This window comes from Enterococcus sp. AZ062 (genome assembly GCF_051715065.1).
Lineage (GTDB): Bacteria > Bacillota > Bacilli > Lactobacillales > Enterococcaceae > Enterococcus_B > Enterococcus_B mundtii.
This window is the reverse complement of the sequence record NZ_JBIOTB010000002.1, coordinates 32,391-44,932: the sequence shown is the minus strand read 5'-3', so window position 1 is coordinate 44,932 and position 12,542 is coordinate 32,391. Positions and strand designations below refer to the sequence as shown.

General features: G+C 36.2%; 17 protein-coding genes. All 17 read right to left on the bottom strand.

Features of this window, described 5'->3' with window-relative positions; genetic code table 11:
- Positions 1 to 165: 165 nt before the first annotated feature.
- Complete coding sequence (locus IGJ00_RS15540; RefSeq protein ID WP_066025970.1) at positions 166 to 435, bottom strand: type II toxin-antitoxin system RelE family toxin; 270 nt, start codon at positions 433 to 435, stop codon at positions 166 to 168.
- Positions 432 to 647: a type II toxin-antitoxin system RelB family antitoxin gene (relB, locus tag IGJ00_RS15535; protein ID WP_023520736.1), complete on the bottom strand. Its 216-nt coding sequence runs from the start codon at positions 645 to 647 to the stop codon at positions 432 to 434. Before relB ends, IGJ00_RS15540 begins: the two co-directional genes overlap by 4 nt.
- Before the next feature lie 597 nt (positions 648 to 1,244).
- A complete protein-coding gene (locus IGJ00_RS15530) occupies positions 1,245 to 1,445 on the bottom strand; it encodes a hypothetical protein (protein ID WP_066025971.1) in 201 nt (66 codons plus the stop codon).
- Between the two features lie 155 nt (positions 1,446 to 1,600).
- Positions 1,601 to 2,263, bottom strand: a complete 663-nt coding sequence (locus tag IGJ00_RS15525; protein ID WP_066025972.1) for a DUF2786 domain-containing protein — start codon at positions 2,261 to 2,263, stop codon at positions 1,601 to 1,603.
- 69 nt (positions 2,264 to 2,332) lie between these two features.
- Positions 2,333 to 3,058 carry a DNA/RNA non-specific endonuclease gene (locus IGJ00_RS15520; RefSeq protein ID WP_066025973.1) on the bottom strand — a complete coding sequence of 242 codons (726 nt, stop codon included), beginning with the start codon at positions 3,056 to 3,058 and terminating at the stop codon, positions 2,333 to 2,335.
- 121 nt (positions 3,059 to 3,179) lie between these two features.
- Positions 3,180 to 3,404, bottom strand: a complete 225-nt coding sequence (locus IGJ00_RS15515; protein ID WP_066025974.1) for a helix-turn-helix domain-containing protein — start codon at positions 3,402 to 3,404, stop codon at positions 3,180 to 3,182.
- 150 nt (positions 3,405 to 3,554) lie between these two features.
- Positions 3,555 to 3,998: a hypothetical protein gene (locus tag IGJ00_RS15510; protein WP_438844606.1), complete on the bottom strand. Its 444-nt coding sequence runs from the start codon at positions 3,996 to 3,998 to the stop codon at positions 3,555 to 3,557.
- Between the two features lie 105 nt (positions 3,999 to 4,103).
- Positions 4,104 to 4,856: a DNA-methyltransferase gene (locus IGJ00_RS15505; protein ID WP_438844605.1), complete on the bottom strand. Its 753-nt coding sequence runs from the start codon at positions 4,854 to 4,856 to the stop codon at positions 4,104 to 4,106.
- Positions 4,857 to 4,958: 102 nt separating this feature from the next.
- Positions 4,959 to 6,308, bottom strand: a complete 1,350-nt coding sequence (locus tag IGJ00_RS15500; protein ID WP_438844604.1) for a DNA cytosine methyltransferase — start codon at positions 6,306 to 6,308, stop codon at positions 4,959 to 4,961.
- A 126-nt stretch (positions 6,309 to 6,434) separates the two neighbouring features.
- Positions 6,435 to 6,887 (bottom strand): hypothetical protein, encoded by a 453-nt coding sequence (locus tag IGJ00_RS15495; RefSeq protein ID WP_066025978.1) that lies wholly within the window; start codon positions 6,885 to 6,887, stop codon positions 6,435 to 6,437.
- A 101-nt stretch (positions 6,888 to 6,988) separates the two neighbouring features.
- Positions 6,989 to 7,771: a Fic family protein gene (locus IGJ00_RS15490; protein ID WP_066025979.1), complete on the bottom strand. Its 783-nt coding sequence runs from the start codon at positions 7,769 to 7,771 to the stop codon at positions 6,989 to 6,991.
- Positions 7,772 to 7,790: 19 nt separating this feature from the next.
- Complete coding sequence (locus IGJ00_RS15485; protein ID WP_066025980.1) at positions 7,791 to 8,177, bottom strand: type II toxin-antitoxin system HicB family antitoxin; 387 nt, start codon at positions 8,175 to 8,177, stop codon at positions 7,791 to 7,793.
- A 34-nt stretch (positions 8,178 to 8,211) separates the two neighbouring features.
- Positions 8,212 to 8,400, bottom strand: coding sequence for a type II toxin-antitoxin system HicA family toxin (locus tag IGJ00_RS15480; protein WP_023520664.1), 189 nt, complete (start codon positions 8,398 to 8,400; stop codon positions 8,212 to 8,214).
- A 65-nt stretch (positions 8,401 to 8,465) separates the two neighbouring features.
- Entirely contained in the window at positions 8,466 to 9,968 is a 1,503-nt protein-coding gene (locus IGJ00_RS15475) for a relaxase/mobilization nuclease domain-containing protein (RefSeq protein WP_066025981.1), read from the bottom strand.
- Between the two features lies 1 nt (position 9,969).
- Positions 9,970 to 10,356 (bottom strand): plasmid mobilization protein, encoded by a 387-nt coding sequence (locus IGJ00_RS15470; RefSeq protein WP_066025982.1) that lies wholly within the window; start codon positions 10,354 to 10,356, stop codon positions 9,970 to 9,972.
- A 237-nt stretch (positions 10,357 to 10,593) separates the two neighbouring features.
- Positions 10,594 to 10,875 carry a hypothetical protein gene (locus tag IGJ00_RS15465; protein WP_066025983.1) on the bottom strand — a complete coding sequence of 94 codons (282 nt, stop codon included), beginning with the start codon at positions 10,873 to 10,875 and terminating at the stop codon, positions 10,594 to 10,596.
- On the bottom strand, positions 10,859 to 12,532 hold the full coding sequence (locus IGJ00_RS15460) for a hypothetical protein (RefSeq protein ID WP_066025984.1): 1,674 nt from the start codon (positions 12,530 to 12,532) through the stop codon (positions 10,859 to 10,861). Before IGJ00_RS15460 ends, IGJ00_RS15465 begins: the two co-directional genes overlap by 17 nt.
- Positions 12,533 to 12,542 lie beyond the last annotated feature (10 nt).

Below are 12,542 nucleotides of genomic sequence, written 5' to 3'. Positions count from 1 at the left end.
AGCTGTATTCAATAAAATGAAGTGACGTCAGGGTATACTCTGTTGTCCCCGAAAGAGAGTAACTTTCTGTCCTAATTAATTGAGCCACCAAAAGAGCTATGAAATGAGGAATCAAAAAGGGATCAAAAACTATCAAGTTTCTGACCCCTTTATATCATTGAGTAACTAGCCTTCATAAATCGTTTCTCGCTTGCCAGCTTTTATAACTAGAACCAAAGCATAATCATCACGAATATCACATATTAATCTATATTTTCCTATTCGATATCGCCACAAGCCACTTTTATCAGCTGTAAGACCTTTTCCAGTCCATCTCGGATTTTCGCAACCATCAATATTCTTATTTAACCAAAGTAGAATCTGTTTTCGAATGGGTTTGTCTAACTTCAAAAACTCTTTTTGTGCGCGTTTATCAAATTCAACGTGATACTTCATAAACCTTCAGCCTTCATCATATCTTTAAGGGAGACAGATTCACCTGATAGATTTTTCAGAGCTTCAGATCCCGCTTGCAAGTCCAGGTAATCTTCAATTTTTTCTGTTAATGCTTGTTTCATTAAAGTTGATAAAGGCTGACCAGTTAATTCAGCATAGCTTTGAAAAAATGCCTCTTCTTGTTCATTCAATCTTATAGTAGTAACGCTCATTGTAATCCCTCCTTTTCTCTATACAACTATTGTATTACAATGTAATACAATAGTCAATCTTTTATAATTTAGAATAGCGATTGATTATCGAATCTACTTTTTTGTAATTTTGGTTCTTCAGCTGATTTTCCTTTTCTGTTAGATTCTCATAGCATATGAAAAAGCCAATCATATCTTTTACTTTCAAAATTCCCAATCGATTCGATACATAGCAATGCTCTTTTGCTGATTTATTAACGATGAGCGAACGTTTATTGTTGAAATAAACAAAGGATCAAAAACTATTAAGTTTCTGATACTTTGGAAGAGTTCTTCTAAAATTCATCGACTCCTATTTTTAGTTGTACCCCTTTATTTTTGAATTGGCAAAAACTAAAAAAAAGTGATCGCTCGTACCAAAAGCGATCACCCACAAACAGAATAAGAATGCTGATAAATTCATACCGAAAAATGAATTTAACATGAATCTAGATTCATGGCATAAGAGTAGTAAGAAACCCGAACCTCTAAGTGTCATTCGACTCTTACGCCAACCCAATTATAACATTTATTTCTGTTTTTATAATATTGATTTTTAATTTTTTAAGTATTAGCGTATCATAGAGAAATTTTCTTAAAATATTTTTTTAATTGCCATTCAGAAATCTTAATCCATTCTGTATTGTTTGATAATTTGTATATGTTATCTTCTTTATTTTCTAGTTCCCACTTTTCCCCTTCAGAAATTACAATCTCATTTTTATATGGTCTAATTAAATCTGAAAAAGGTAATACTAAAGTTTCAATACACTCATACATTTTAGTTTCTCTCCAATCGCTTCTTAAGAGTTTTTCTGCTTCTATATTTTATAAACTTAGAATGGAATAAAAATTAAGCCATAACAATTATTATTTTTTATTCCTCTCAATCATATTTTCCATGTCATTTACTTTGATACTTTATTTGAATATCTTTAAACAGTTAGTCTCTCTTTGTCAGTAAAGCGGACCCCATCTGCATATCCGGAGTAAAATGCTTCTCTATCTTTTACGTCATGGGACGTGTCTTTTCCAGGAACAAGTCCAATCTTTTCAACTGCGGTTTCTACAACTTCCGGCACTTGTAAAGCAAGTTCATAGCCGTTTGTTAGCACCTGCTTCTTGAAAGTTTCAGTCAACCCACGTAAATAGCCTTCAAGATAATCTTGCTTCAGCTGCCATTTACGCTTGTATTTCCGACGGATCTCCGGTAATTGTAAAAATTGTCTAGCACAATAGCTGGCACTTCCACGAGCATATTCAAATGTAATCTGAGCGATTTGGACATCTGATTTAATTCCTACGAAATGTAGTTCAATTGGTGGGCCCGATACGTAGTAATAACGAACTCGAAAGTTCTTAGCAATGATCAAAGCAAGTCGATAGAGCCATTTTTGAGGACGTCCCTCGTATATGATCGTATTAATCACTGTCTCCGTTTTTTGTTCCTGCTTATAGCTAAAGACATCTTCTTCATCTATATTGTGCTGGAGCATCAACTCTTGTGCTTTTGCTAGTGCTGACATTGATTCCTCATCGTTTGCATCATTTGCTAAAGCAAGTAACTTAACAATTTTTTGTTTTGCTTTTTCATCCATATAATTTCACCTTTTATATATTTTCTAGTTTAATATCGCGAAAACAGAAATATTAAATACCTTCTCAACTTAATTTATACTCGCTTTGCCTGTACTGTAATCAATAGATAACCCATCTTGCACGTTGTGGATTAACACATTGAATTGAATATCATTGGTTTCAACGCTGCGTGCTTCCATTTGAATCGCCCTGGGCAATAATTCTCGCTCTCTGAATATCGGAGTGACTCGATAACGGACGTGGTTATTGGTTTTTCTTAAATAGTTGGCCACTTCATTTTCAAATTGAACCATGTGGATCTGGTTCAGTTGTTGTGTGCCGGTAAACAAGTTTTTCCAGTTATCATTCTCACCGGTCATCTGAAATCCAATTAAATGGCTTCTATTATAGAGCCAAACATTATTTTCAAGCTTTTTTTGATTCCAACCAGTAGGGTATACGTTTGAGATATCCCCTCGTTCTTCTGTCGGCATCATCGATCGATGTAACAGTGCATCTGCAACACCGACACGATTTAGTGAATCGAGATCCGAAAATGTTTGCCAGGTCCCAGCATCCATCGACATCTCTTCAGCTGTAAAACTCGGATAATTTCCGTTTACTTGAATGACAACATCCTGACCATCAAAATCAGGTAGATTTTCAACCTCTTCAGCTGAGATTTCTTCCTGATAGGCCCAATCACCGAAAAAGCTAGGCAACTGAACATCGAGTTCAGATAAGTCCATCAAAGAAGCAGTAACCCCAAACAAACTGAACAATGCTGCGAGTATGAATTTTGACTTACGTTTCATATCAATCTCCTTTTATTTCATATAATTACGGATTTCTCCATTGTCCTTAAAATAAATATTTCCATGCTCTTTTAGTAGCCGGTCGATCCTTTTTCTTCTATAGGTCAATAGTGACAGGACTCTAACTCTTTTCGTCACTCTTTTCGTCACTCTCTTCAGCCATCAGCTTCTCTGCTAGTTTAGTAAGCAAATAAGCATTATCAAAGCGCATTCTATCAATCGACGACTTTCCATGTTTAAGATCCGAGATTGTCATCTTTGCAACACCGGATCTTTTACTTAATTCAGCTATTGATTTCCCACTTTTCGTCAGTAACCATTGAATTTTTTCTTTGTTAGCATACATAGTTATTCCTCCAGAGTTGGAGTGTAGCTATTATTATTTGCTACTACTCACTTTTATGATATATTTTGAGTAGTAGCAAATCCGGTCTATGGTTTTGTTACTTTGTGCTTATTCTGTGTCCGCAGGGTAAGCATTTTTTTATTGCCATAGTCATCCTTGTAATAATAAGCCACCTCCTACCTCGTTGAAGCAACACCAGCTAAACTCTGAATATACCTCATAATCGACGTTTACAGTGAAACACAGCATCATTTTTTGTTCCTGTAATTCTTCTCTATCATTTTCCCACTCAAACTCATGTGGACTGACCTGAAGTAAAGTCAATAGCAATCCATGCTTAGTACTTGTTTCTATTATATGAAACACAATGAACCCATATTTTTTCTCGTATTTATCAATTATTTTCTTTTGTTGATCTGTCACGCTATAGATAACTGGTAGTACAAACTTCTTGCGATTAACCACTATTGCAGTTCGCCTAGAACAATAGATCTCTCCTTTCCCGAATCCTGCTTTAACGTGGTCCTCGATCGATAATATATCCAAACGTTTCTTTGCTTCTTCCACTAATCTACTTTTTGCTTCATCTAACAATTAACGTAACCTCCCAAAACAATTTATAGACGGTTTACCGTCTATAAATATTATAGCACGGTAAACCGTCTTTATCAATTGATTTATTCTCTTTTTTAGGAGGTATCAGTAGTTGAAAAGATCCATCTGCGTGACATTATTCTGAATTCTTTCTATAGACCTAGTATAGTAATCCAAGTTAGTTTCAAAACCAATGTAGTGTCGCTCAGTATTGATACAAGCAATCGCAGTTGTCCCACTCCCCATACAATTATCTAATACAATATCTCCTTTTTGTGTGTAAGTTTGTATCAGATATTCAAGTAAACGTACCGGTTTTTGCGTAGGGTGGAACGTGTTCATTGACTCTTTGTCAAATCGCAAAACATTATTCGGATATCCTGTATACTCTTGGCAATATTCTTTGCCTGAAAGAGAACTCGTATTATAAATCCCTTCAGTCTCATTTTTCTTCTTTATAAGTGGTTGTTTCATCCTCTCTAACCCTTGAGGATAATAAATAGGTGACCCTTTTGAAAAAACAGAGATTGTCTCAATTGAACGCATTGGCTGTTTTTTGGCAAAGGCAAAGCCAGTTACGGTATTTTTAACCCAGTACCAATCATATTTATATTGTTTAAAGTTACTCATACGTAACTGTGTAGAAAATGGTTCCGCTCCAAACAAAACGATCGCACTATTCTCTTTGACTACACGCAAGTATTGTGACCACAATTCTTCCCAGGGCAAAATAGTATCCCAGGAACAAGCAGTAGTTCCATATGGCAAGTCGCAAATGATCGTATCGATCGATCCATCCGGAATTTTTTTCATTCCTTCTAAGCAATCTTCAAAGTAAATCGTATCTTTTTGAATCATAGGTTTCTCCTCTATGATTCAGGCCTGAATCCAATGGTTTAGTCAAGTCTTGATACATTTACTATACAGGGTAGCTATTCCCTGTTGAGTCTGCTTAAACGCCTATGAAAGGTGGAAATGCTTCGCAATAAAGTAGATCACATCTACTGTCACACTATTTCCTGCTTGTTTATATAGTTGGCTGTCAGAAACCTTCTGCTCAAAGTGAGAGTTATAATGATCCATACGTTCAACCAAAATTCTTTGTGCGACTTGTTTGCTGCCGAATTTGGCTGCTAGAAATGCCCAATCCGGAAACGATTGTAGCCTCCAGCACTCTAAAGGTGTTAATTTACGAACCTGAAAATCTCTCTGTGCTAAATTATTTGGGTCCTCATCCGCATTATTGCGTATTTCATTCACAACAATTTTCGGCTGTTGCCCACCTCCTTGCATGGTATTTAACGTTGGACAAATCCCTTCAGGAGAATAGACACTGACCGCTGATCGATAACGTCCATCAATCTTTCCTTCTACTATGATTCCGTGGCGATCTTGTGCGGTAAGTGTGAACATTTCTTCTCCATTATTTTTTATTCTTCGACCATTCTGTCGAACTTCATCTTTATCTGGAGATATTATAGGAATCGCTATCTTATTTCCTTCTCCTTTGTTTGTCGTAAGAGTTGGAGCGATCCCCTCTATACTACTAACCTGACCATTCATACCATCCCCACTAGGATTTACATTTCCGACTACAATTTGTTTTGGCATTTTATAATCAGTAGCCGTTAAAGTTCCCATTAATCCGTTAGTATAATAGGTTCGTTCTCGAAAATTTGTATTTAAGTTATTGCGTTTATTTGTCGTCCCAGCTATATTGATTTTTGCTGATTTTTGATCAACTGATTTTTCTTCTCCTGTGAGAGGTAAAAACTTTCTGGCACCTGACTCTCTAAAATGTCCGACAATAAAGACACGTTCTCGATTTTGCGGGACAAAATCCTTGCTGTTAAGCACTTGCCATGCCACGTCATACCCCAGTTCATCCAGTGTTCTGAGTATTGTTTCAAACGTAGCTCCGCCATTGTGGTTGAGCAATCCTTTGACGTTTTCAAGGAATAAAATGCTAGGTCGCAAAATATGTGCGAAGCGTGCAATCTCAAAAAAGAGAGTTCCTCTAGTATCTGCGAAACCTCGTCTTTTTCCTGCAGAACTGAAAGCCTGGCAAGGAAATCCTCCTGTGATAATGTCCACACGTCCGAATCCTCGAATAGTGTCGTCTGAGATCCTCGTAATATCATGCATTTCCACCTCATTTTCAGTATTAAAGATCGCTTTATAACTCTGTCTAGCATATTTATCAATTTCACAAAAGCCGACACATTTATGTCCTGCTTTTTCCATTCCCATCCGAAAACCGCCTACACCCGCAAATAAATCAATAAAAGTTAGTTGTTTCGATTGTTTCATTCAATATTCTTTCCCACAGCTGTGTTCTCGTATTCAAGCTTGTAAGATAAGAATAATAAAAGAGCGGGTGAAAGAAGGGCATTCAAAAGTCTCAGAAATGTTTAGATTTTTGTTTCTGCTTTAGGACTACCCTCGCTTTTGATCCAGTAATTGAATTGCAGACGTAAACTGAATGAGCGATTTTTTTGAGTCAATCAAAATAATATTCTTCTGATAATGAACTCGCTCGCTGACTAATGATATTGATAAGCCATAAAAATATCGAAGTAAAAATATTTTCCTTCTTCGGTCAGTAATTTCAGGCTTATAAGGGTGATTGATTGAGAGATACCCTTTTATAAATAGTCTGTGTAAATACTCAAACTCTTTATACATTGGATCATTAATTACTTCTGGTGAAACATTTTCTCTGTGTATCATCGAATATGTTTCTTGAATCCTCGGAGTAGCTGGAATCCCAACTTTTTCTCGTAAATTTTTATACTCTGATAGAAATATACTGAATTTTTCTTTGGTGGTTTCCCATTCTATATCCACATCCTTGGGCAATTGATATTTGGCCACATCAAAAAGTTCCATTCGTCCCTCCATAATACAAAAAGCATTACCTCTCAAAAATGAGTAGGCAATGCTTTTATGTCATCATTATTTTTATTATCAGTTGCACCATGATTTTTCCTTCACAACTCTGGCTCATTGTCTTTTTCCATTGATCGAAGTTCAGATTTTACTCGAAAAGTAGAAAGATCTTGCCCCACATTGCGCTCTTCAATCGGTTGACGCAAATACAACTCACGTTCTTTTTTCGAAGGTAATGTACGATACAATCCCTCAAATGCTTGCTCTTCTTCTAAATGATCCTTTGCTCGATAGAATGACATCAGATTAAAAGTAAACTCTAAACGTTTTATATCATGAAAAGGAACCATCAAATAGTTTTCGCTGTCCAATGTGCCGTATGCAGCATTGGCTGAAATTAGCGCTGTGCGCTTGTTGCCATCTTGAAAAGCCTGTAATTTAGCCAGTCTAGCGAAAACCCACCAGGCATCTTTTTCTGTTCGTTCAGATTGTTCAAACTGATCCACGATTTCTTGTAAATCGTCCCTAGAAATAATCTCTTTAGGGAAATAGTGTTCTTGACTAGCTTGATCAAGAACAATAGCTATCCGATCATCTTCATTGTAATATGAATTTCGCAAATGACCAGGTAATTTGGGCTGTTCTTCAGACGGTGAATCAAATTGCTTGTTCACTTCGATAATACCATCTACAGAAAAACCTTTTTCTTTTATCGCATTGATCCCTTTTAAACTATCCACAAAAATAGCTATATCATCTCTATTTTGACGGAGTGGTTTCGTAGATTTCAAATCTAAAGCTTTTTTCGTTTGATAAACAGAGCTGCCGTAATTATTCAAACTACCCAACGATTGAATGAATTTTGCGAGTGCCGTAGTATCCATATGTTGACCACCTCCATTATCAGACATTTAATTTTTGAGCTAATGCTTCAGTCATCGTTTTAGAAAAATTAATTCCTTCATTCGTCGCACGCACGTTCAACCAATGTGGAATTTTGATTGTTTTTTTATCAAGTTGGACATCTTTTAAATAATCATTTAAGTCGACAGAAATCAATGTCGCAAATTCTGTTTCAGGGTTTACAGAAAGGGCATTGATAGCCGTAGGTGTTGGCAAAGGCATGTTTTTTTCAACTAGGTCTCCAAGCATAATACCTAACGCATCTGCCGCAAGTTCTAATCCTTGGGCGATATCATCCGATTGCGTGACCGCTCCTTCAACATCAGGAAAATAAATTCCGTATCCAACAGGATCTTTTTCAAATATAGCTGGATAAACTTTTTTCATTTCTATCCCTCTCTTTCTTATAGACACAGTAGGCTTATTTGCCCACTGCTTTTCGAACAGAATCCTCTACTCTTCTAGATAACTCTTTTGAATGACTGGTAAGAATAACTGGTCTAGGAAAATTTTTCTTTATAAATTTCCTGTGTGACCCCTTTCCACCCTTCACTTCAACAAAGCCAGCATCTTTGAGTAATTTCTCTGCTTCTCTAATTGTCATGGGCATTTCAAGCTACCTCCTGACAATAATATTATAGCACGTACAGGACGTACAGTAAAGTTTTTTCGTGTCTATTTATCAAGATCAATCGAATCGGATACTGCCTTTTCTGTCAAAATACTCAATGCTGCATCGTAAGTTTTTAATTGTTTCTCAAGCAACTTTACTTGTTTCTCCAGTTCTTTTTTCTCACCATGTAAGGATTTTACTTTTTCTATTTGTTCAAGATTGGAGGGATCGTACTTTAGTTTTTCGTTCGCTCTAAATAACTTGTCATCCAAAGTTGCTCTTGCCTCTTGCACAATTTCATAATTATCATAAAAGTCTTTCCCTAAAACATGTGGTAGTTGATCGCTGCTTACTTGACGGGTTGACAAAATATTTAAAGCTGTAACCATTTCTCGGACATTTTGAATAGCAGAATTTTTTCGTTTTGGAAACAGTCCGCTTTCTCCAGAAAGATAATTTGCTAAAGACGCTCCCTTAACAAATTTATTTTTTTGTCCTTTTTCATCACTCCAAAAATAAAAAATATCTTTATAATTAAAATGCGCCTCATAGCGTCCGTCTTCCAATTTCTCTAACATGTAATCAGGAACTTTGACCACACCTGTTTCATACCGGCCATAGGCAATCTCAACATAAATCCCTGTCATGGTGTCTCTTTGTATTTGCCAGGGTTCAATGACGAAGATTAGATCGGGTAAAGATTCTTTTTCTGCTTTTTGTTCGACATATTTTTTTGCAATATCCATTGCATTGAAAACTGCTTCCGGTTTATTTTTACTTACCCGCTCGATAATATTTTCTTCATTGTAGATTCGTTGTTTTTTGTTTATCGTATAATCACGAGCTGGACGTTTTTGTGGCAGATCCAATAATTTGTAGTTCATCACTTTCCCATATTCTTCTGAATTATGATTAGGGTCAACATCAATATTTAGAAGCCTTGCCTTCACTAAAAAATCATCCCAGCTTGTACTATGGGTAAGCAAAAAATTTAACCGTTCTTTTAATTCAACTCGATACGCATTCTTTCTTCGATATTCTTGATACTTTTTATGTGAGTTTCTTTTAGGCGTATCGAGGATCATTGCCCCGTGATAGTCCGCTACCTTATCGGAGTAATTTCTTAAATGAGCCGCTGTTCCTCGTTGCCAGCGAAACTTCGTTAAATCGACACTTGAGGTTGTATTAAAAATAATATGATTATGCAAATGTTCTTTATCTACATGGGTCGCAATGACAAATTCATAATCTTCACCTAAGAAGTCGAGCGCAGTTTGTCTCCCAATTTCATGAACTTCTTCAGGTGTGAGATTGTCTTCAGGATCGAACGATTGAACAATATGTCTTGCAATTACTTCCTCAGTCTTTTTTTTATTCATTTTTCCACGGACTCTTTGAGCCAATGTTCTTGTTAAGTTCATTTCAAAAAAAGCATTGTTCACGGCATTAACTTTATGACCACTCGTTAAAGTTTGGTTTTTTGTTTTCTCTGGATCTAGAATGTATCTTATCGCTTCTTTTAGATATCTTTCTTGCTTAATCGTGAGCGTTTTAGTCGTTGGCACTTCACTCACTCCTCGTTAGCTTCTGAATTTCTTGTAGCAAAATGTCTTGCGAACGTACGTAGTTGTTTTGCATTTTCGCGAACTCAGAAACAAGATACTGGATATCTTCTGTTTCAACAATATCTGTCTGATTTAATTTATGAGCAATCTGGTTGATATTATTGCCAATCATATTTAACTCAGAAACATATTGCCCTGTTTCAGCCAATGATTCTCTCAAAGTAGTAAAGTCTATTTTGACCACTAGTCCATTAAGCGCCATTATGCGGACATAATTGGTCATCGTCTTCAGGCCAGAGGTCTCCATATTCTCTTTTATCCGCTTCTTTTCTTCCTTCGTCAAATAAACTTGAACAAATTCGCTTCTAAACAATTCCTTTTTCCTCATATTTCTCCCGCTTCCTAACATGAAAATCAGCCAGCAAGGCTGTGCCTTGCCCACTCCCGAACCAAAATCTTCCGCCCAGGAGGGGCGGAGTTTCGACAGTGGCAAGCATAGCGAGGTACATGTACCTCACGAAAAAATAAAAAAGAAGGAAATCCCGAAAATCTACGATTTTCGAGTTTCCTCTTTTTTTGTTTTTAAACTTGGGGCATGCCCCAAACCCCATTTTCTTTCATTACATCAATGACCTTTTCCGAATTCTTCGAGATCCGAAATGAGCTTTCTGAATGATTGTTCAGATTCATTTTTTAGTATTTCCTCTAACAAAGCAAGGCTAGAAATGTGAAGAGCGATTGATTCTTTCTCAACTTTTTCTAAGTTTCGTCTTTCTGATTGCAACTGACCAATCACTGCTTTTAATGGTGGAAGAATAAGTTCTTGAGATTCGTCTCGTTCAAATCGCTGACAAACTTTCCAAAGATAATACAGACATAAAGGTCGCTTTTTAATCAGTTTTATCATCTTCGCTACTTTCTGAATTGCCTTTTAATTTTTCTAAAGTATCCGCTAAATTATACTCTTCCTCAGATCGTTCTTCTTTTTTATTCGCCTTGTCTGTTGCGACATTGTCCATTGCTCGACTTTGAAGTTCTCGCGCACGTCTAATTTCTTCTTCTAATGTTGGTCGAACCGATTCTGTTTCCTTTTCATACATATGCGCAGCAATCTTTTGTAAAAAATTATCGCTTCGAACAATCAAGTCAGTAAATAATTGTTGCAATTTCACTTTTTCGTTATTCATCGATCGTAACTGAGTTAACAAACTCAAATTAAGAGGCAAAGGATTAAAACAAAAAACAGTCATCACAATAGAGGCGATACTTTCATTTTCAAATCGAATAATCTCTTCTGACGATTGTTTCTCTTTTTCTAAAAGGCAAACAATCAAATCAGCAAGTGTTTGTTCTTCTCCCTGATTCGCTTTTATTCGAATGGTATGATCTTCAAGGACTGATTCTTCTCTTTCTTCAAAAACGATTGTCTGATTCGCAATCTTTTCTAAGATAGCGAAAACTTCTTTCGGACTCGTTTCTATTTTTTTAGTTTCTTCTTTTCCTTGCGTTTCCGTTTTTTCAAAATATGGAACGATTGGGACATGAGTGATTTGTGTAAGCTGCGTTTGTTTTTCTTTTAGGATCTCCCCAGTTTCACTATTCACTTTTTGTTGGTTTCCTCCAAATAGAAAGACAGGCTCCGCATTATTCTTCAACGTCCTATTTTCTCGAATCCAATCATGGACTTCTTTTGACTCAACTGCTTCTGCACGTTGATAAAGCAGCAACAACTGATTCATTAACGATAAGTTTTTTGTCTTAGGTATACTTCTTAAAAAGCGTAGATAATTTTTTTCATCTGTCCAGTCAGTTAAGTGATCCATAACATAGGAATAGATACTATTTGAATCTCCTTCATCTAACAATTTTTGAAAGTGATCATCAATAACAAAAGCTTCTTCTACTTGTTCCGCTATTTTATTTTCTAACAAACCAAGCAACATATCCTGCGTTTCTTTTCGATAAAACTTTTGATTATTTCGATAAAAATATGCCAAAAACATTTGACGTGCTTTTTCAATTTCATTCCCTTCAGGTTTTCCTATGCTTTCTTTTGTCTTCAACCATACTTGTTGGACAAAAGCTTGCAAGAGCTTTTCAAGATCATAAGCATCCAATTTTGTTTCAGGCAGTAATCCCCCTGCCTTTACGTATTCCTTCCAAAATGAAGTGGGAAGTTCTTCAAACAGGGCAAGGCACATCGAATAAAAATCGATGGTTATCGGAACGATTGGTAAATCTTGTTTGTCAATAATTTTTGCGTTTGGATTGAACAAATAAGAAACAGCGAATAACTCTTCTTCTGAAAGAGGCGTTTGTGTAAAAAACGCCTCTTCAATTGTTTCATATGGTACGCCTAACGCCTCTGCCGCATATTGAAACAATGAAACAAATGCACTATTCAGCCTTTCTACTCCGTGTCCCGTTAGATAATCGAAAATATCATGGGCATGTAAAGCAATGTCTAAAGCTGACAATTCATTCTTGAGTTTTAAATTTCTGGCCAACTTTTTTCTTTTCGCTATATTCGCTATTTCGTAATTGTCAGGAAACAATGTTGGCATTCTTTTTGTC

Excerpts from the sequence above, each read along its gene's own strand:
- IGJ00_RS15505 (WP_438844605.1), bottom strand. The coding sequence starts at position 4,856 with ATGATTCAAAAAGATACGATTTACTTTGAAGATTGCTTAGAAGGAATG.
- IGJ00_RS15495 (WP_066025978.1), bottom strand. The coding sequence starts at position 6,887 with ATGGAACTTTTTGATGTGGCCAAATATCAATTGCCCAAGGATGTGGAT.
- IGJ00_RS15480 (WP_023520664.1), bottom strand. The coding sequence starts at position 8,400 with ATGCCCATGACAATTAGAGAAGCAGAGAAATTACTCAAAGATGCTGGC.
- IGJ00_RS15500 (WP_438844604.1), bottom strand. The coding sequence starts at position 6,308 with ATGAAACAATCGAAACAACTAACTTTTATTGATTTATTTGCGGGTGTA.
- IGJ00_RS15540 (WP_066025970.1), bottom strand. The coding sequence starts at position 435 with ATGAAGTATCACGTTGAATTTGATAAACGCGCACAAAAAGAGTTTTTG.
- IGJ00_RS15525 (WP_066025972.1), bottom strand. The coding sequence starts at position 2,263 with ATGGATGAAAAAGCAAAACAAAAAATTGTTAAGTTACTTGCTTTAGCA.
- IGJ00_RS15490 (WP_066025979.1), bottom strand. The coding sequence starts at position 7,771 with ATGGATACTACGGCACTCGCAAAATTCATTCAATCGTTGGGTAGTTTG.
- IGJ00_RS15470 (WP_066025982.1), bottom strand. The coding sequence starts at position 10,356 with ATGAGGAAAAAGGAATTGTTTAGAAGCGAATTTGTTCAAGTTTATTTG.
- IGJ00_RS15465 (WP_066025983.1), bottom strand. The coding sequence starts at position 10,875 with ATGATAAAACTGATTAAAAAGCGACCTTTATGTCTGTATTATCTTTGG.
- IGJ00_RS15460 (WP_066025984.1), bottom strand. The coding sequence starts at position 12,532 with ATGCCAACATTGTTTCCTGACAATTACGAAATAGCGAATATAGCGAAA.
- relB (WP_023520736.1), bottom strand. The coding sequence starts at position 647 with ATGAGCGTTACTACTATAAGATTGAATGAACAAGAAGAGGCATTTTTT.
- IGJ00_RS15515 (WP_066025974.1), bottom strand. The coding sequence starts at position 3,404 with ATGTATGCTAACAAAGAAAAAATTCAATGGTTACTGACGAAAAGTGGG.
- IGJ00_RS15520 (WP_066025973.1), bottom strand. The coding sequence starts at position 3,058 with ATGAAACGTAAGTCAAAATTCATACTCGCAGCATTGTTCAGTTTGTTT.
- IGJ00_RS15485 (WP_066025980.1), bottom strand. The coding sequence starts at position 8,177 with ATGAAAAAAGTTTATCCAGCTATATTTGAAAAAGATCCTGTTGGATAC.
- IGJ00_RS15530 (WP_066025971.1), bottom strand. The coding sequence starts at position 1,445 with ATGTATGAGTGTATTGAAACTTTAGTATTACCTTTTTCAGATTTAATT.